The sequence below is a fragment of the Fulvivirga ligni genome (genome assembly GCF_021389935.1).
Classification (GTDB): domain Bacteria; phylum Bacteroidota; class Bacteroidia; order Cytophagales; family Cyclobacteriaceae; genus Fulvivirga; species Fulvivirga ligni.
Genome location: NZ_CP089979.1, coordinates 599402 through 618534, shown reverse-complemented (window position 1 = coordinate 618534; position 19133 = coordinate 599402). Strand labels below are relative to the sequence as shown.

Genomic DNA, 19133 nt, shown 5'->3' with positions numbered 1-19133 from the left:
GACCTCTACGTTAACTTAAAACTGTAAACTTAATGGAGAAGTATAGGATTAGTGACAGCAAACTAGTGTCACTTTACAAACAGGGTAACGAAGAGGCTTTCGAGCAGTTGCTACATAGGCACAAGTCGCGTATATATACCACTATTTACCTTATTGTAAAGGATCATTACATTGCTGAAGATCTTTTGCAGGAGACCTTTGTAAAAGCTATCAATACTATCAAGGGAGGCAGATACAATGAAGAAGGAAAGTTTTTACCGTGGATTACAAGGATTGCTCATAATCTTTCTATCGATTATTTTAGAAAAGAGAAGCGTTATCCTACCATGATTTTGGAAGACGGTAGCAAAGTATTTAATACTTTGGAGTTTGCTGAAGAGTCTGTGGAATCAGACCAGATAAGGAAGGATACGTATTCCAAAGTTCGTGATTTAATACAGGAGTTACCAGATAGCCAAAGAGAGGTATTAATCATGAGACACTACATGGAAATGAGTTTCCAGGAGATTGCAGAACAAACTGGTGTTAGTATAAATACAGCTTTAGGTAGAATGCGTTATGCGCTGATCAACCTAAGGAAGAAAATGAAACAATATAATATTGCCTATGACCAAAACATTTACCCAAGATGATGTAATCAGGTTCATTTACAATGAAACGACTGCTACTGAAAGCCATGAGCTAAAGCAAGCTATGCTTTGCGATGCTGAGCTACAAGAAGAATACAAAGAGATGATGACCACACGTGGTCAGTTAGATAAGAGTATGAAAGATCCTTCGGATCGTGTAGTTTCTAATATTATTAGTTATTCAAAATCCTTAAATTTGCAACCCAAAAAATAGGGAATGCAAAGAAAAGAGCGATTTAAAGAATTTGTAAACTACTTCACTACTCATCAGCCTGATGCTGAAACGGAACTTTTGTACAGTAATCCGTATGAGCTTCTTGTGGCTGTTATTTTAAGTGCTCAGTGTACTGATAAACGTATTAATCAGGTAACGCCAGCTCTCTTTCGTGATTTTCCTACGCCAGAACATTTGGCGGCAAGTCACTTCAACGAGCTTTTTCCTTATATAAGATCCGTATCATACCCAAATAACAAAACCAAGCACTTACTTGGAATGGCGAAAATGTTGGTGGAGGAGTTTGATAGTGTTATTCCAGAGGACGTGAAAACATTGCAGAAGCTGCCAGGTGTTGGAAGGAAAACTGCTAATGTAATTGCTTCAGTAATCTATAACCAGCCTACTATGGCGGTAGACACTCATGTTTTTAGGGTGTCTAAAAGGTTAGGACTGGTAAATCAAAATCTAAAAACTCCATTAGAGGTAGAGAAACAGCTCATCAAGCAAATTCCAGATGAGTTTATTGCAAGAGCACACCATTGGCTTATTTTACATGGCCGATACGTGTGCTTAGCAAGAAGACCTCAGTGTGAGAAATGCAATATCACTCATTTCTGTAGGTACTATGAAAAGAATCAGGGCATAATTTAGCCATTATGCGCATTGTTCTTATTCATCAGTATTTTAAAACTCCAGCCGAAGGTGGAGGCATTCGTTCCTATTATATTGCAAAATACCTAAAGCAGTTGGGGCACGAAGTGCATGTGATCACTGCTTATAATAATGAGTCTGCTCATTTTAAAAATATCGATGGAATAAATATCCATTATCTTCCCGTCTATTATACCAATCATTTAAGTTTCTGGAGCAGAGTCCATGCTTTTGCTCGGTTTGTGCTCATGTCTCGTCGAGTATTGAAGAAACTTCAGCCTATAGATTTTAATTATGTAATTACTACGCCACTTACCACAGGTATAATTGGTCTTTATGTAAAATGGAGATTTAAAAATCCTTACATATTTGAGGTGGGTGACATGTGGCCGGATGCTCCCATAGAATTGGGTGTTTTAAAAAATCAATTGTTAAAAAGAGCGGCATTCTGGTTAGAAAAGAAAAGTTATCAAGGGGCGGATAAGTTAGTTGCCTTGTCTCCAGATATTAAGGAATATATCCAGACTAAGGTAAAGAGTAAAGATATTGAGGTAGTAACCAATATGGCTGATGTTGATTTTTTCAAACGAAATCCTAAAGATGCGTCATTAATTGCGAAGTACGGGGTAGAGGGGAAGTTTGTAATCACCTATGCCGGCACGGTGGGCATGGCCAACCATTTAGAATACTTACTTGATATAGCTTACGCAGTTAAAGAGGACAGTCGATTTCATTTTATAATAGCTGGCGATGGAGCACGGCTCAGGAGTATTAAAGAAAAAGGCAACCAACAAAACTTGACCAACCTCTCCTTTATAAGTTTTACTGATAAGGAGGGCGTAAAAGAAGTGTTAAATATTTCTGACGCCATATATGTATCTTTCACTAATGTTCCGGTGCTTTCCTCAGGGAGTCCTAATAAGTTTTTTGATGGCATAGCGGCAGGCAAATTGGTAATTATCAATTTTAAAGGGTGGATAAAAGAGCTAATTGTAAAACATTCTTGTGGGTTTTATTGTGATCCTATAAAGCCGGGTGATTTTAAGCGTTTGATCATGCCTTATTTAGAAGATGAGAATCATCTTGAAATGGCACAGCAGAATTCCAGGATCTTAGCGGAGAATTATTTTTCCAAAGAGAAACAGCTAGGTAAACTAAGAGAATTTCTTAATTTGTGAAATTATAGTAAAGGTCTGAATATCAGATGAGAATAAGTGGTGTTTATTGTATGTTGCTGATAATGGCTGCTGGGCTAAAACCTGTGCTGGTGCATGGCCAGGATGAGGTGCAGTCTGATTCTATTTACTCTACTTACGTCAAGAGATTTCCTGATAAATTCAACGCTAAATTATTAGGGAGCGATAAGCTTCTTTCTCTAGATCTGATTAGCCAATCTAATCGTAAGGATAGGGTCAACTATTTTCCTAACAATCAGGGTTTTTTAGGAGTTGGAGTCTATATGTTTGACATAGGCTTTGAAATGTCAGTGAAAGTTCCTGATTTTCTACAAAAAGATGAAGCACAGTTTGGTTCTACAGATTTCAAAGATTTCCAAGGTAATATATATGGTAGGAAATGGTGCTTTGATGTTACTTATCAAAAGTACCAAGGCTTCTATATAAATAATGCTGACAGGGTTTATCCAGATTTCGATAAAACAGGAGTATACCCATTTAGAGGTGATCTTTCAGTAAGGAAAATTATTTTGAATGGAATCCATATTTTCAATCATGATAAATATTCTTTCAGAGCCGGTTATAACCAATCAGAAAGGCAGCTTAAAAGTGCTGGTTCCGTGTTGTTGCTCACTTCTTTTAATCGTACTAAGATATCAGCGGATTCAGCCATCCTTCCAATGGAGGTTGGTCAGGGCTTTGGTAATGACATTGGTTTTGAAAATGGAAACTTTAATGCACTCTCATTTCTGCCGGGCTATGGCTACACATTCGTGAAAAAATATTTCTACTTTAATATCAACGCTACCGCTGGCGTGGGACTTCAGTTTCAAGAATATCAGATAGATGAAGAATCTGAGAGTGATATTGTGCTGGAGAGTAAAGTTAATTTCAGAGCCTCACTGGGTTACGATCATGATAATTTCTTCTTCGGAGCTACCGCCATTTATGATAATGGAAATATGCAGCTGCAAGACTCGAAGATTAGAAGTGCCACAGGTAATTATAAGGTGTTCATCGGCTATCGCTTCGAGGAATTTGGCTTTTTAAAGCATAGTATTCGAGAAGTGTTAGATAGAGTAGGGTTATAGCCTTTCATTTTAGTCTGCAAATCAGAGAATATATCTTTTTGACAACGTTTGCGATTGATCATTTCGCCATTTGAGGGTTTTTTTGCAATTTAGGGAAAGAGCAGGGGTGATCTTTAACTAATCAATATTAAAACCTATGATTAACAAAATACAGACATTAAGTGGGTACTTCTATGACTACCAAAAGAGTGTCCAAGATCCAGAACATTTTTGGTCACGCGTGGCCGATTCCTTCTATTGGCATAAGAGGTGGGATAAGGTTGTAGATTGGAATTTTAAGAAGCCTGATATCAAATGGTTTACCGATGCCAAACTAAATATTACAGAAAACATTCTCGAACGTCATCTTTTCTTATTAGGAGATAAGCCTGCTATTATATGGGAGCCTAATGAGCCTAACGAAAAGAACAGAACGATCACCTACAAGCAGCTCCATGAAATGGTTTGCCAATTTGCTAATACGCTGAAAAAGAATGGTATAGAAAAAGGTGATAGAGTAATAATATACATGCCAATGGTACCGGAGGCAGCTGTGGCTATGCTGGCCTGTGCTCGGGTTGGGGCCGTCCATTCGGTGGTTTTCGCTGGTTTTTCTGCTAAATCACTAGCTGATAGGATTGATGATTGCCAAGCAAAGATGGTACTTACTTCTGATGGTAACTTCAGAGGGGATAAAAAAATACCTGTAAAAGCTGTGGTTGATGAAGCCGTTGCCAATACGTCTACCATAGAAAAAGTAATAGTATACAAAAGAACGGGTCAGGATGTGGAAATGAATGCTGACCGCGATATCTGGTGGCACGATGCTATTGAGGGAGTATCTACAGAAAACAAAGCTGAAATTATGGACTCTGAAGATATGCTGTTTATTCTATATACCTCAGGTTCTACTGGCAAGCCTAAAGGTGTAGTTCACACTTGCGGAGGTTATATGGTTTATACCTGCTATTCTTTCCAAAATGTATTTCAATATAATACAGGGGATGTCTATTGGTGTACCGCCGATGTGGGTTGGATTACAGGACATTCCTATATAGTTTACGGCCCTTTACTGGCAGGAGCTACTACATTAATGTATGAAGGTGTGCCTACTTATCCGGATCCAGGTAGGTTCTGGGAGATATGTGATAAGTATCAGGTTAATCAATTTTATACCGCTCCAACTGCTATTAGAGCATTGCAGGCTTATGGAACTGAGCCTTTAGAGCCTTATAAACTAGATTCATTAAGGGTAATCGGATCTGTGGGTGAGCCCATTAACGAGGAAGCCTGGCACTGGTATCACGACCATGTGGGTAAAGGCAGATGTCCTATAGTGGATACATGGTGGCAGACGGAGACCGGAGGTATTTTGGTATCCCCTATTGCTGGGGTAACGCCAACTAAACCATCTTATGCTACTTTACCGCTTCCAGGAGTTCAGCTGGCTATTTTAGATAATGATGGAAATGAATTAAAGGGAAATAGTGTAGAAGGAAATCTTTGTGTGAAATTTCCTTGGCCATCCATATTAAGAACTACCTATGGAGACCATGAAAGGTGTAAGCAAACTTATTTCTCAAGCTTTAAAGGCTATTATTTTACTGGTGATGGTGTAAAAAGAGATGAAGATGGATACTATAGAATTCTTGGTAGAGTAGATGATGTGATCAATGTATCGGGGCACAGAATGGGTACTGCTGAAGTGGAAAATGCCATTAACGAGCACCCGAAAGTTGTAGAGTCTGCCGTAGTAGGATATCCGCATGATATTAAAGGTCAAGGAATCTATGCCTACGTTATCTGTGATATGGAAGGTAGATCTGAGGATAACCTTAAGCAAGAAATAAGACAGACCGTTAATAAAATCATTGGGCCAATTGCCAAGCCGGATAAAATTCAAATTGTTCCTGGACTTCCTAAAACAAGGTCAGGTAAAATCATGCGACGAATTCTGCGTAAAATTGCTAGTGGCGACACCTCTAATTTAGGAGATACATCTACGTTATTAAATCCGGAGATTGTTGAATCAATAAAATCTAATGTGGTAGAGTGACCCAAGTATTATATTTGAATTTAAATATTAAGGCCTGTTCAGAAATGAAGCAGGCCTTTTCTATCTATAAGCCATGTGAATAATTAGTTCATACTGGTAAATTAAATTAAACAGGCCTAGCTTAGCTTGAATTATGAAAAAAGTAAATAGGCTGGAGCTTGAAAATGTTTCCTTTGCTTACGAAGATGAGACGGTTGTAAAGTCAATGAGCTTTCATCTGGAAGAGGGAAATCATTTGAGTATTATTGGAGCTAGTGGATGCGGAAAAACAACCTTGCTTGAAATCATTTATGGCTTACATATATTTCAGGGAGAAATTAAATGGCTGGGTGAAAAATTAAAAGGCCCTGAGGAGCGCCTTGTTCCTGGAGAGCCCTTTATCAAATATGTTTCTCAATCCTTTGATCTTTATCCCTTTCATACTGCCTATGAAAATGTAGGAAAGCATTTGAAATCTATGCCTTATGATGAAAAGGAGGAGAGAATACAAGAACTTCTGGCCATGGTGGAGATGGAGGATTATGCTGATACAAAGGCCAAATTTTTAAGTGGTGGACAGCAGCAGCGTATTGCTTTGGTACAAGCTTTAGCAGAGGAACCTGAATTATTATTGCTCGATGAGCCTTTTAGCCATATCGATCAGTACAGAAAGAATGCCTTGAGGAGGAATATTTTCAATTATTTGAAAGAGAAAAACATCACCTGCATAGTGGCAACACATGACCCAACGGAGGTGCTTTCTTATTCTGATAAAACTTTAGTAATGAAGGATGGTGAGGTTTTGCAAAAGGACACACCACAAAATTTATACAATAACCCTCAGTCATTATATGTAGCAACATTATTTGGCGAGGTAAGTAAACTCCCTGCCTCTGCAATTTGGCCTGGAAAAGCTGCTTCAAAAGATATAATTCTTTACCCTCATGAGTTGTACTTAGCGAAAGCTTCTGATTTTCAGGTAGTAGTGTCTGGTTCCTATTTTTGCGGCAGCTATTATCTCATTGAATCGGTTTATGAAGGGAATAAAGTCTTTTTTAATCACTTTGAAGCCTTAAAAGATAAGATGACGGTTTGTCTAGCCGCTGATTTTGAGCAACTTAAGCATAGATTAAATTAATTTTAATCGGTTTTATACTGAACGTACTATTTTACCGGCTTCTACTTTTTAAATACATCTGATATTTCTCAGCTTCATAGGATAAACCAACCAATCTGTACCTATGAAAGCTTACTCATATAAATTGCTCCTTTTATTTCTAAGTCTTTGTCTGTTTTCCTGTAATGATGACGATGAAGGGCCGGGTGAGAATCCTCCATGTGGTCCAGTAGTTGACGCCGATGTTACTGCCGCTGTTGTGAATCACCATTTCACAGGATTCGGTATGAGGGATGTCGATGTGATCATGGAAGATTATACCGAAGAATCGATTCTTGTAACTCCTGATGGGTCATTTATCGGTTTGGAAGAGATAGAAACCTATTATAAGAACTTACTTCCCAATTTTCCAATTGATGATACTACCTTAGATATAGACATTCTTACTGTTCAGGAAGAAATAGGCTATGTGGTGTGGCATGCAGAAACCAGTGATATAGATGTGCCATTGGGTACTGATACTTTTGTGGTGCAGGATGGAATGATCATGCGCCAGACCTTTGCGGCTCAAATTTTACCCAAATAATAAAACGAAAGGCTGCCACCCAGGCAGCCTTTTCTTATCTCCCCATCAAATAGGATTTAAATTCATTAAAGTCAGCTGACATTTCTTTACTTTTCTTTTCTAGAGAGGCGTACTTTGCTAGTCGTTCAGGAATATCCACTGTTCCAATCACTTCTTCTACAGTGTCCTTGAATTTTGATGGATGTGCTGTTTCTAAAAATACTCCAGTCACATTCTTATTATTTGATAGATATTTTTGAAGTCCAAGGTATCCTACAGCTCCATGGGGATCTAGAACGTACCCGGTTTCATCATGAACAGCCTTCATAGCTTCTTTTGTCTCAGCATCAGTAAAGCTGTAACCTTTTATGTCTTTTATCACATTATCCCAGCTATGGCCATAAATTTCCTGCAGTCTATAAAAGTTACTCGGATTACCCACATCCATAGCATTAGAAATGGTTGATACTGATGCTGTAGGAGCATAGTTTCCAGTTTTTAAATATTTTGGCACTATGTCATTAGCGTTAGAGGATGCCACGAAGCCTTTTATAGCCAGACCCATTTTTTTAGCTAATAGGCCAGCAGTAAGATTACCGTAGTTGCCGCTTGGAACAGAAAAAACTAAATCTTGACCAGATAGTTGTGCTTGTGCCCAGTAGTAATAAAATGATTGAGGAATTAATCTGGCTATATTAATAGAATTGGCAGATGTGAGCTTCATTTTTTGATTGAGCTCTTTATCTAAAAACGCAGATTTAACCAGTCGCTGGCAATCGTCAAAGGTGCCTTCTATTTCCAGTGCGGTTATGTTTTGTCCTAGTGTAGTAAGCTGTTTTTCTTGCAGGTAGCTCACTTTTCCTTTCGGGTATAAAATAACTACATCAACATTTTCTACACCTAAAAATCCATGGGCAACGGCGCTACCTGTGTCTCCTGAGGTGGCTACAATTACTGTTACTTTCTGGGATTCATCCTTTGAAAAATAACTTAAGCACCTTGCAAGGAATCTGGCCCCCACATCCTTAAAAGCCAGAGTAGGTCCATGAAATAGCTCTAAGGCGTAAATATTATCTTTTACCTTATTAGCTGGAATGTCAAAGTTTAGTGTGTCTGAAATTATTTGTTCTAACTCCGCCTGAGGAATGTCTTCACTCACCAGGGGTGCAGCCACTGTTAAACCTATTTCAGCTAAGGATTTAGAACGAAGGTTGTTGAAAAACTCTTGAGGTAATTTGTGTATTGACTCAGGCATGTAAAGTCCGTTGTCATCAGGAAGTCCTTTTATTACAGCTTCTCTAAAGCTAACTGGGGCTACTTCTCTTTTTGTGCTATAATACTGCATGTTATATTACTTTAGCGCCTTCAGCATTAATGGCTGAAACGTACACTTTATGATCAATTTCTAATTTTGAATAGTATTCTTTAAACCGCTCACCTATCTTTTCTGCGACCTCTTTTCCTTTAGTAAGGGCAAATATTGATGGGCCAGAACCGGAGATGCTGCACCCGAGTGCGCCATGCTCTAGCGCCAGTGATTTGGCACCGTCGTAACCCGGAATGAGAACGGAGCGAATGGGCTCTACAATATAGTCTTCGAGAGATCGACCAATAAGATCGTAGTCGCTAGAGGCTAGCCCTGCAATTAATCCTGCTACATTGCCCCACTGTCCGATGGCAGTTTCCAGACTCACATCCTTTTTGAGAATTCGCTTAGAGTCAGAAGTTTTGACTTCTATCTGAGGGTGAACTACCACCACAAACAGCTCATCTGGGAAGGGAACGTTCACCACGTCCAGTGGTGTATAGCTTCTGACTATGGTAAACCCTCCTAGGATGGCCGGAGTTACGTTGTCTGCATGGGCCTTTCCTGAAGCGCAGCGTTCTCCTTCCATGGCAAATTTAACCAGTTGCTTTTTTGAAAAAGGCTGACCTAGAAGTTCGTTAGCGGCAAAAGCGGCCGCGGCAGAGCTTGAAGCACTTGAGCCCAGGCCACTGCCTGGCATTACTCTTTTGCTTATTTTAATATCAAAGCCATGGGTAGCGTCCAGATCGTCCAGCAAAGCTTGGATGGCCACACCAACTACATTTTTTTTAGGATCTACAGGCAAATCTTCAAAGCCAGCTATCGGATGAATGGTGATTTCCTTGCTGTCATTTAGCGTTACTTCCAATTCATCGCCGATGCCATCTAAGGCTAAACCCAAAACATCAAAGCCCGGACCTACATTAGCTACCGTGGCGGGAGCAAAAACTTTTATTGTTTTCATATCAGGTGGCGTTGGCTATTCTCATAATGTCTGCAAATATTCCACTAGCTGTAACTTCTGCTCCGGCACCGGCTCCTTTTACTACCAATGGCTGTTCAGGATACCTTTTTGTAGTGAAAAGTACAATATTGTCCTTGCCCTCCAGATTGTACAGCGGATGAGAACTTTCAATGAGTTGAACACCTGTTTCGGCTTTACCCTTATTGAAAGTGGCTACATATTTTATCTTCTTACCGGCCTTTTTAGCGTCAGCTATCATTTTCTGAAACGTAGCCTCATGCTCTTCCAGTTTGCTAAAGAATCCGTCGATAGTTGGAGCCTGCATGCAATCTTCAGGTATAAATGGTCGGGAAGGGATATCATCAATTTCCATATTCAAACCGCTTTCTCTTATGAGAATAAGTATTTTTCTTTTTACGTCCACACCACTTAGATCTATTCTTGGATCCGGCTCGGTGTAGCCTTCTACTTGTGCTTGTTTTACAATGTCAGCGAACTTGGTGCTCTCGTTGAAATTATTGAAGATGAAGTTCAAACTTCCAGATAAAACGGCCTGAATTTTTATGATCTCATCACCACTTTTGATTAAATCATTTAAGGTGTTGATAACCGGAAGGCCTGCTCCAACATTGGTCTCAAAGAGAAACTTGGCTTTATACTTTAGTGCCGTCTGCTTTAGGTCTAGATACTCTTGATAAGAATTGGTACAAGCTATTTTATTTGGTGTTACAATAGAAATACTTTCTTTGAGTACTCCTTGATATACAGAAGCAATGTCAGAATTTGCTGTGTTATCAATGAAGATGCTGTTTCTTAGATTAAGGTCAGCCATTTGCTTTAAGAATACATTGGTAGACATGGCCTCGCCTTCAGCATCCAGCTTTTCTTTCCATTCCTTGAGATCTATGCCACGCTCCTGGAAATACATCTTTCGGCTGTTGGCCAGAGCCACTACTCTCAAATCTATATGATGATGTTGTGATAAATAGGCTTTTTGTTTTCTAAGCTGCTCTATCAATGCTGAACCAACATTTCCTACCCCAATCATAAACACATTAATCACTTTTTTCTCGGAGAGGAAGAAGCTTTCGTGTAAGCTGTTCAATGCTTTTTTAACTTCTACAGCATTAACCACTACAGAAATATTCTTTTCAGAAGATCCTTGAGCTATTGCCTTGATATTCACTCCGTTTTGACCTAATACGCTGAACATGTTTCCGCTAACACCAACTTGCTCTTTCATATTAGAACCTACCAAAGCAATAATGGCCAGATCTTTCTCAAATTCAATTGGGTTAATCTTACGAGAAGCTAGTTCGAAGGCAAACTCATTCTCAATAGCACCTTGTGAGCGAGATGCATCTGCAGCATCTATTCCTACACATATAGTGTGCTCTGATGACGCTTGAGTTATAAGCACTACATTTACTTTGGCATTACTCAAAGCCCTAAATAAACGATGCGAAAAATCTGGTATTCCTACCATGCCGCTTCCTGATAAGTTCAATAGTGCAATGTTTTGGATGCAAGATAATCCTTTGATTAGCTTACCATTAGTGGATGCTTTGGCAGAGATAAGTGTGCCCTCATCTTCCTTTTTAAAAGTGTTTTTTATCCTTATAGGAATGCCTTTTTCCAAAGCAGGCTGGATGGTTGGTGGATAGATTACCTTGGCACCAAAATGAGAGAGCTCCATGGCTTCATCATATGAAATGTCTTTTATCACATATGCAGATCTTACCAGCCTGGGGTCCGCAGTCATCATACCACTTACATCAGTCCAGATTTCTAATTCAGGTGCGCCAAGCGATGAAGCCAGAATAGCTGCAGTATAGTCCGATCCACCTCTTCCTAATGTGGTAGATTGGTTATCTCTTGAAGAGGCAATGAACCCCGGGCAAATATAAATTGAATTATTGCTGCTGAAATATTCTTGAACTTTCGGGCTGGTAATGTTAAAATCTACATTGGCTCTTCCGTAATTATTATCAGTAATGATAAATTCATGCGGGTTGGCCAGAGTGGCTGAAAGTCCACCATCGGTCAGGTAGTCAGTGATAATGGTGGAAGAAAGCCTTTCACCAAACCCTAATATTTTATCACTGGTTTTGGATGATAGCTCCTGAATAAGGAAAACTCCTCTGCAAATATCTTCCAGGTCATTGAGGAATATTTTAACCTTGCCTAATGTCTTTCCTTGATTCTTAACTGAGATAAGCTCCTGGGTGGTCTTGATATGTTTCTTTTCTACTTCAGAAAGTAATTTTAAATATTCTGTATCTCCATTGGAAGCCATGATGGAAGCGTTTACTAGTAGAGTAGTTACACCACCAAGTGCAGAAACCACAGCAACTAGGTTTCCGTTCTCTTTCTTTTCCAGGAGTATATCTTTAACGAGGGCTATGTTTTTGGCTGATGCTACTGAAGTACCACCGAATTTTAAAACCTGCATAAACAGATGAAATTAAGTGAATTAAATTATGAGAAGAATTATGTGCTTTGAGCAGTTCGGGACCCAGTCCCTAATAGGCAATATAGTATGATTAACCCCTCGAGGGGGTAATAATTGTTGTAATAATAGTAGTGCCCATCCTGAATGAGGATGTTATCGAGTTGGCGATATGTGTGAAAAGGTTATTCACAGGTCTGTTATTACTTATTGGTGCGCCAAAGGTAATGTTTAATTTTAAATAGAAAAATTAATAATTATTTTTTTATCGTGAATTTAACATTATCCCAATTATAATTTTGTAAAATAAAAAAGCTCATCCTGATCAGGATGAGCTTTCTTGTTTATTTAAAAATAAAATTTTGTTCTTAGCTATTAGCAGCAAAGGTAATTGGAATCTCTAGCTTCATTTTTACGGGTTTATCACCTTGCTTGGCAGGAGTCCAGTTCCAATCTGTTTTTTTGATGGCTTCAACAGCAGCCTGATCAAATTCTTCCATATACTTTTTGTTCTTAGTATAATACATGGCTTCCATTGGAGTAACGTTAGTTACTTTACCATTTTCGTCTACAATAAATTCAACGAATACAGTACCACCAACCTCTTCATCTAAAGCATCTTCAGGATACTCAATGTTGTTTTTCAAAGCTCTATAGTAAGCATCAAAACCATTTTTTGGCTCAGCTTCTTCTTCTATATTCTTATTATACTCTTTTCTTGATAATTCTTTGTTAGCATAGTTTTGCTCCACAAACTTGATGAATTCATCCATATCATCATCATTATCAATACCATCTACTTTAACCTGATAGTTTCCTTTCAGCGTTGCAATGTTTCCATCTTCTGTTTGAATGTAAGAATACTCCATATTTGGATATCTATCTACATAAGACTGCATAGTTGCATCTGGAGTAGAGGCGTTAGCAGAATTATTGGTGGTAGTTGGGTTTACATCCATGTCATTTTCATCTAAAGACATTTCAGTAGAATCAGTCTCGTCTTCATCGTGGCTTTTAGGTGAATCACAGCCAGCTATAAAGATCATGAATGCTAATGCTCCTATAAAAAGCACTGTATACATGTTGATATCGAACTTATTGATGTTTTTCATAATTTCAGTTTACATTAGTTGTAATTCATCTATATGAAAATAATACCAATATTATAAATATTTGATAATGAGGGTTTTATAAAAACAAATGTGGTTATAATATTGGTCTAGATGTGGAAATCATTCCTCATTTAGTATATTTTAATACAATACGCATGGCTTGGTTTCTATAACTACCACCGAATAGATTGACATGCACTAGCACTGGGTATAGGTTGTATAAGTCCAGGCGATCTTCAAATCCGGAAACTAGCGGATAACTGCTGTGGTATGCATCATAAAACTCCTGGTCGAAACTTCCGAAAAGTCTGGTCATAGCGATGTCCATTTCCCTGTGTGAGTATGCTACTGCCGGGTCTATTAGCACAGGCTCTCCCTGCGAGTCAGTCATTACATTACCTCCCCAAAGATCACCATGAATGAGGCTGGGCTTTTCCGAAGGTAAAAGTTGTGACAGTTTTTCTTTTAATAGATGAAATTGATCTGCATCTGCTTGGGAAAGTTGCTTGTTGCTAAGAGCCAAGTCAACCTGGGGTTTTATTCGCTGATGATAAAAGAACTCTGGCCAGTTTTCAGAGGGGTGGTTATATTGAAAAAGTGAACCAATGTAATTCGTATGTTCCAGGCCATATGTTTCATTAGAGTGATGGTGAATATCGGCTAATCCCTCTCCCAGTTTGCTATTATAATCCGAAGTTTTCAAGGAAGCTTGAATATTTTCCAGGATGAGGCAGGAATAGCTCTCACCTTCGTAGACAGACATCACCTCGGGAATTTTAATGGCCTTGGTTTGTGCTAGCAGCCCAAGACCTTTACTTTCCACTGTAAACATGTTTGGGAATCTCTTCGCATCATTCCATTTGATGAAAAACATTCCTTGAGCTGTTTTTACCGTGCCTCCATTATTTATACAGCCGCCGGAGGCAGGGCTAAATCCTGAAGGAACTCCTATGGTTTGTTTACAATATTCTAATATCTCATTTGGAATTTGCATGAAGTGCTTTTTCTAAATCATTGATAAGGTCATCGGCCTCTTCTATACCAACAGAGAACCTTAACAATTGATCAGAAATACCCACTTTTTCTCTTTCCTCCTTAGATATTTTAGAATGAGAAGTCTGTGAAGGAGATGTAATGGTAGATTCTACCCCTCCAAGACTCATGGCCGATTTTATTAAAGAAAGACTTTTCACAAACTTATCCGGATTACCAGGAACCTCAAATGATAGCATGCCTCCAAAGCCTTTCATTTGGCTTTTGGCTAAATCATGTTGTGGATGGTTAGTTAGACCTGGGTAGTAGACATTATTAATAAGTTTATGCTGTTCCAAATGTTGCGCTATTTTAAGCGCATTTTCATTTTGCTGCTTCACTCTTAGCGCCAAGGTCTTCATGCTTCTTTCTAGCAAATAGCATGACTGAGGCTCAAGGCTACCTCCAAAATGAATGGCAGAATCCCATAGCTTGTCATTGATTGATTTGCTGGCAACCACCACGCCGCAGCTCAGGTCACTATGGCCTCCCAGATACTTGGTGCCGCTATGAAGCACTATGTCTATTCCTAAATCAATAGGGTTTTGATTGATAGGTGAGGCGAAGGTATTGTCTATCAGAGTAATTACATTGTGGCTTTTCCCTATGTCAGCAATCGCTTTTATGTCCACAATTTTTAATAGTGGATTGGACGGTGTTTCAATGTAAATGACTTTTGTATTGCTCTTTATGGCTTTAGCATAAGCTTCAGGCTCCAGACTATCTACCAGGGTAAATTCTATCCCATAGCGGGTTAACTCCGTTGTAATGGCATTATGAGTGCCACCATAAAGGTCATTCTGAAAAATAGCATGATCACCGGTTTTCAGCTGAGCGAATAAGGCCGTGGAAATAGCTGCCATTCCTGAACTGAATATGGTAGCAGCTTCACCGTTTTCCAGCTGTGCTACTTTCTCTGCTACTGCTCTCTGATTAGGAGTGTTGAAATAACGAGGATATGCATACAAATCTACATCTACATAATCATAAGCGGTGGAGGTGTAGATGGGGGTATTCATTCCTTTGGTGGCGGGATCAACTTTTGTTCCGGCATGTACGCAGATAGTAGATTTAGATTGTTTACTCATTTTATTTCCATTTAATTACTTCACCGTGCTTTTGTATGTTTATATAATCTGGTATGGCGTCTAAAATTTCTTTATGTAGCGCCTCTACTAGTTTTCTTTTTAAATAGCTCTTATGCATTACTAAAGATACTTCTCTCACAGGTTTCGGATCTTCAAAATTCCTCAGTTTATTCTTACTGGCCTTGTCAAAATCTAGGGTGGCCAATTCTGGTAGTAATGTGAAACCACCGTTCTTATCCACAATTTTTTTGAGGGCTTCTAAAGAGCCGCTTTCATACTTAAATTGGGTGTCTTTATCCTGATAAGAATGGCAGAGGTTTAGTACTTGATCTCTAAAACAATGGCCTTCATTTAGAAGCCAGATTTCATTAGCTGGTAAGGCTTCTACATGAAGTGTTTTTTCATTAAATAAACTGCTCCTGTGCGAGACGTAACCGTAAAACTCCTCATAGAATATTGGTTTAGTCACCAGGTTAGGATCATTCAGTGGTGTTACTATTACTCCAATATCTAGCTGGCTATTATTCAGTTTTTTTACTACCTCTTGTGTTTTAAGCTCTTCTACCTTAATCCTAACATTCGGATAGTTTTCAATAAAGCTGTTAATAAATAGCGGTAATAGATAAGGACTTAATGTTGGTATTATCCCAATCCTCACTTCACCAGCTACTTCGCCTTTTTCCTCAGCTACAAGTTCCTGTATTTTTTTTGATTCATGGAGTGCAAGTCTTGCTTGCTCAATAATTCTCTTACCTAAATCAGTGGGTGCTACTGGCTGCTTACTTCTATCAAATATTAATACACCTAATTGATCTTCCAGTTTTTGAATCTGCATACTTAAAGTCGGCTGTGTAACAAAGCACGACTCAGCAGCTTTCCCAAAATGTCTGTAATTATCAACGGCAATTATATATTCGAATTGAATTAAAGTCATAGTAAAAGTTTGAAGCCAAATTAACCAATTAATGCCTAAATACGATAGGGCAGATTGTAACTTCTATTACTTAATTGAGATCGTCAAATTTGGATTTAAAATAAAATATAAATATATTACTAATTAATATTAACTAAAAAACTTATAGTTATGGCTTTTAACGGAACGGAAGGGAGACCTATCTCCTTGTCTACAGCTACACGCTGGACACAAAATTATCGGGATAAAAACCCCGGTGAAATTAAGGCAATCTTTTTTGGAAAGGATCGCATACAGCAGCTTTTGGCTGAAAGTAGCACGGATGGTGCTGCTATGGGAATCAGAATCTATTTTGCAATAGACGATGATGGCAACCCTAAACTAATATTAGTGCCTGCTACTGCTAATCAAAGTAACATTCTAGCAACCTCTGTAAGTCAGAGTGGTGCTGATGATCCTATTTTGGATAATGGACATTGTTGTCCTCCAGATTGCCCTCCTCCTGGTGATCCTTTAGGTGGATGATTAAAATTAAATACCCGGGCATTCGGGTATTTTTTTTATTATTGAACTATAATGGATTTCTATATAGTTTATAAGACCTTTTCCTATCTGCTATTAGTAAGCTCAGGGGTAGCATTTTTCATTTCGCTACGAGCTCCCTTTAAGTTCTATCCTTCACTAAAATTCCTGCTTGCTTGTTCCTTTTTGGCGGATGGCAGTTTTAGGATATTATTGGATTTTTTTGGGTACTATCTCTCTTTATCTACTCCGTTATATAATGTAGCGGAAATACTTCTAGTTTCTTTTTTCTACTATTATCTGCTTGATAATAAGAGTTCTAAAAGGGTCATTCAAATAATAGTAGTGATACTAATATTTCTATTGCTGACGTTTCAATTTGGAACTAATGCTGTTGATGTGAATAAGATTAAAACATTGTCTAATGTTATATTCAGTGCTTACGGCATTCTATATTTTATTCAGTTTATTCGAAAGCAAGTAGCTGAGGACCCTTTACAAGTTCCTTCCTTCTGGTTTAACTCCAGCCTTTTACTTTACTTTAGTGGTAGCTTATTTGTTTTCATGATCTTTGACCCTTTAGTAAAACAACAGCAAGCTTCGGCCATACTTTCCTATGACTTTCATAATTTTCTAGGAGTGGTGAAAAATCTGGGACTTTCTTACGGGTTCATTTTATGTAGAAGGAGCGTTTACAATTTTAAAAATGGATAGCGAATCTACCAATCTTATACTTATTCTAGTGCTTGGCACTGCGGGCATGCTGATTCTGGCAGGTGGCATTATTTTCTTTGTGGTTTATTATCAAAAGAAAATGCTTCAAAATAAAATTCATACTCAACAATTAGAGGCTGAGTATCAGAAGGAACTCCTAAAATCAACCCTTGAGTCTCAGGAAAAAGAAAGAAGAAGAATAGCCACGGAACTTCATGATGGTGTGGGGGCCATGCTTTCCGCTACTAAGCTCTGTATCAATATGATGAAGAATGGAACCATCCCCATGGAGGAACTCGATCTGGCCATGGTAGATGCTAAAGAAATGCTGGATGATACCATTGAAACTGTAAGAAGAATATCTAAAGATTTACTTCCGGCCTCCCTGGAAATCTTTGGTTTGAGCAAGGCTTTAAGTGAGTTATGTGAAAAATTATCTACACGAGAAACACCTATAAATTTTTATGAGATTGGAGAAAAAGTTAAATTAAATGCAGAGGACGAACTTCTACTTTACAGAATAATTCAAGAATTAATCAACAATGCGCTTAAACATGCGCAAGCCTCATCGGTTAAAGTAAGTATTAATTGGAATTATCCTATTGAAGTGGTGGTGAGTGATGACGGTAAAGGCTTCGATTTGCTGAAAACAAAGGAGGATGTAAAGAGAGGAATAGGGTTGTATAACATAGAAAATAGGGTGAGTTTATTAAATGGCGAGGTGAAGTTCGATAGTGCAGTGAATGAAGGTACTCGCATCAGTATTGTTATAGGAGGCTAAATGAAGGTATATATTGCAGATGATCAGACCCTTTTCAGAAAGGGGATGAGTAGATTGGTGAAAACATTTCCAAATGTTACTGAGGTAAAAGAGGCTCAGAATGGTAAGGAACTTTTAGATTTAGTGAAAGAAGATCCTCCACAGGTGATTCTAATGGATCTGGAAATGCCGGTAATGGATGGTATTGAAGCTACGGAGAAGGTGCTGAGCCGCTATCCGGATATCAAAGTAATTATCCTATCTATGCATGATACTCAGCAGCATATCTTTTATTTAATGGAAATTGGGGCTCATGCATTTTTGCTAAAAAATGCTGAACCAGAAGAAGTGCAAGACGCTATTGTTGCAGTAGTTAAGAATGATTTCTATCAAAATGAGATCGTTGTTAATGCTTTGAGAAAAGGTGCAAAAGACCGCAAAAAGGCCGAGACCAGACCCGTTTTTAATAATACCATCAGTTTAACCGACCGCGAAAAAGAAATTCTTTTACTTATCTGTAGAGAATTGACAATGAAGGAAATAAGTGAGAAATTGTCACTTTCTGAAAAGACTATACATAACCATAGAGCCCGAATTATGGACAAGACGGGTGTGCGAAATACGGTAGGTCTGGTAAAGTACGCATATGAAATAGGTTTACTTGACTAAAAAACCTTACGTAATATACGTTAGGTAAATTTACCTAATTTCATAGGGTAATTTACCCAAATGTTCCAACCAAGCTTTTATCCACCCCATTGTAAAATACTGTCTATCAATTAGTTATGGCCGAATAGTTCTGATGTTTAATTAA

19 protein-coding genes are annotated in these 19133 nt (G+C 38.4%); 12 read left to right on the top strand and 7 right to left on the bottom strand.

Annotated features, from left to right (window positions below; genetic code table 11):
• Positions 1-32: 32 nt before the first annotated feature.
• The 8 genes from LVD16_RS02750 to LVD16_RS02715 all read left to right on the top strand — a co-directional run bounded on the left by LVD16_RS02750 (position 33) and on the right by LVD16_RS02715 (position 7480).
• Positions 33-632 carry an RNA polymerase sigma factor gene (locus LVD16_RS02750; protein WP_233772056.1) on the top strand — a complete coding sequence of 200 codons (600 nt, stop codon included), beginning with the start codon at positions 33-35 and terminating at the stop codon, positions 630-632.
• Complete coding sequence (locus tag LVD16_RS02745; protein WP_233772055.1) at positions 607-843, top strand: hypothetical protein; 237 nt, start codon at positions 607-609, stop codon at positions 841-843. Before LVD16_RS02750 ends, LVD16_RS02745 begins: the two co-directional genes overlap by 26 nt.
• 3 nt (positions 844-846) lie before the next feature.
• Complete coding sequence (gene nth, locus LVD16_RS02740) at positions 847-1497, top strand: endonuclease III (RefSeq protein WP_233772054.1); 651 nt, start codon at positions 847-849, stop codon at positions 1495-1497.
• 5 nt (positions 1498-1502) lie between these two features.
• On the top strand, positions 1503-2675 hold the full coding sequence (locus LVD16_RS02735) for a glycosyltransferase family 4 protein (RefSeq protein WP_233772053.1): 1173 nt from the start codon (positions 1503-1505) through the stop codon (positions 2673-2675).
• A gap of 62 nt (positions 2676-2737) precedes the next feature.
• On the top strand, positions 2738-3763 hold the full coding sequence (locus LVD16_RS02730) for a DUF4421 family protein (protein WP_233772052.1): 1026 nt from the start codon (positions 2738-2740) through the stop codon (positions 3761-3763).
• A 136-nt stretch (positions 3764-3899) separates the two neighbouring features.
• Positions 3900-5798 (top strand): acetate--CoA ligase, encoded by a 1899-nt coding sequence (gene acs, locus LVD16_RS02725; RefSeq protein ID WP_233772051.1) that lies wholly within the window; start codon positions 3900-3902, stop codon positions 5796-5798.
• Between the two features lie 133 nt (positions 5799-5931).
• Positions 5932-6915, top strand: a complete 984-nt coding sequence (locus LVD16_RS02720) for an ABC transporter ATP-binding protein (protein WP_233772050.1) — start codon at positions 5932-5934, stop codon at positions 6913-6915.
• Positions 6916-7018: 103 nt separating this feature from the next.
• A complete protein-coding gene (locus LVD16_RS02715; protein ID WP_233772049.1) occupies positions 7019-7480 on the top strand; it encodes a nuclear transport factor 2 family protein in 462 nt (153 codons plus the stop codon).
• 34 nt (positions 7481-7514) lie between these two features.
• Here the strand turns inward: LVD16_RS02715 and thrC are convergent, their stop codons facing one another.
• The 7 genes from thrC to LVD16_RS02680 all read right to left on the bottom strand — a co-directional run bounded on the left by thrC (position 7515) and on the right by LVD16_RS02680 (position 16344).
• Positions 7515-8804, bottom strand: coding sequence for a threonine synthase (gene thrC, locus LVD16_RS02710; protein WP_233772048.1), 1290 nt, complete (start codon positions 8802-8804; stop codon positions 7515-7517).
• 1 nt (position 8805) lies between these two features.
• Positions 8806-9729, bottom strand: coding sequence for a homoserine kinase (locus LVD16_RS02705; protein ID WP_233772047.1), 924 nt, complete (start codon positions 9727-9729; stop codon positions 8806-8808).
• A 1-nt stretch (position 9730) separates the two neighbouring features.
• Positions 9731-12181 carry a bifunctional aspartate kinase/homoserine dehydrogenase I gene (gene thrA, locus LVD16_RS02700; RefSeq protein WP_233772046.1) on the bottom strand — a complete coding sequence of 817 codons (2451 nt, stop codon included), beginning with the start codon at positions 12179-12181 and terminating at the stop codon, positions 9731-9733.
• Positions 12182-12546: 365 nt separating this feature from the next.
• Complete coding sequence (locus LVD16_RS02695) at positions 12547-13290, bottom strand: energy transducer TonB (RefSeq protein WP_233772045.1); 744 nt, start codon at positions 13288-13290, stop codon at positions 12547-12549.
• A gap of 127 nt (positions 13291-13417) precedes the next feature.
• Positions 13418-14284, bottom strand: coding sequence for a fructosamine kinase family protein (locus tag LVD16_RS02690; protein WP_233772044.1), 867 nt, complete (start codon positions 14282-14284; stop codon positions 13418-13420).
• Positions 14268-15410, bottom strand: a complete 1143-nt coding sequence (locus tag LVD16_RS02685) for a trans-sulfuration enzyme family protein (protein ID WP_233772043.1) — start codon at positions 15408-15410, stop codon at positions 14268-14270. Before LVD16_RS02685 ends, LVD16_RS02690 begins: the two co-directional genes overlap by 17 nt.
• A 1-nt stretch (position 15411) precedes the next feature.
• Positions 15412-16344 carry a hydrogen peroxide-inducible genes activator gene (locus LVD16_RS02680; protein ID WP_233772042.1) on the bottom strand — a complete coding sequence of 311 codons (933 nt, stop codon included), beginning with the start codon at positions 16342-16344 and terminating at the stop codon, positions 15412-15414.
• 150 nt (positions 16345-16494) lie between these two features.
• On the opposite strand from LVD16_RS02680, the gene LVD16_RS02675 reads away from it, so the two are divergent.
• The 4 genes from LVD16_RS02675 to LVD16_RS02660 are packed head-to-tail and all read left to right on the top strand — an operon-like array spanning position 16495 to position 18988.
• The gene (locus LVD16_RS02675; protein WP_233772041.1) at positions 16495-16848 is read left to right on the top strand and encodes a hypothetical protein; all 354 of its coding nucleotides are present in this window, start codon (positions 16495-16497) and stop codon (positions 16846-16848) included.
• 51 nt (positions 16849-16899) lie between these two features.
• A complete protein-coding gene (locus LVD16_RS02670; protein ID WP_233772040.1) occupies positions 16900-17559 on the top strand; it encodes a hypothetical protein in 660 nt (219 codons plus the stop codon).
• A complete protein-coding gene (locus tag LVD16_RS02665; protein WP_233772039.1) occupies positions 17552-18340 on the top strand; it encodes a sensor histidine kinase in 789 nt (262 codons plus the stop codon). The genes LVD16_RS02670 and LVD16_RS02665 overlap by 8 nt, the downstream gene beginning before the upstream one ends.
• Complete coding sequence (locus LVD16_RS02660) at positions 18341-18988, top strand: response regulator transcription factor (protein WP_233772038.1); 648 nt, start codon at positions 18341-18343, stop codon at positions 18986-18988.
• Positions 18989-19133: the final 145 nt, after the last annotated feature.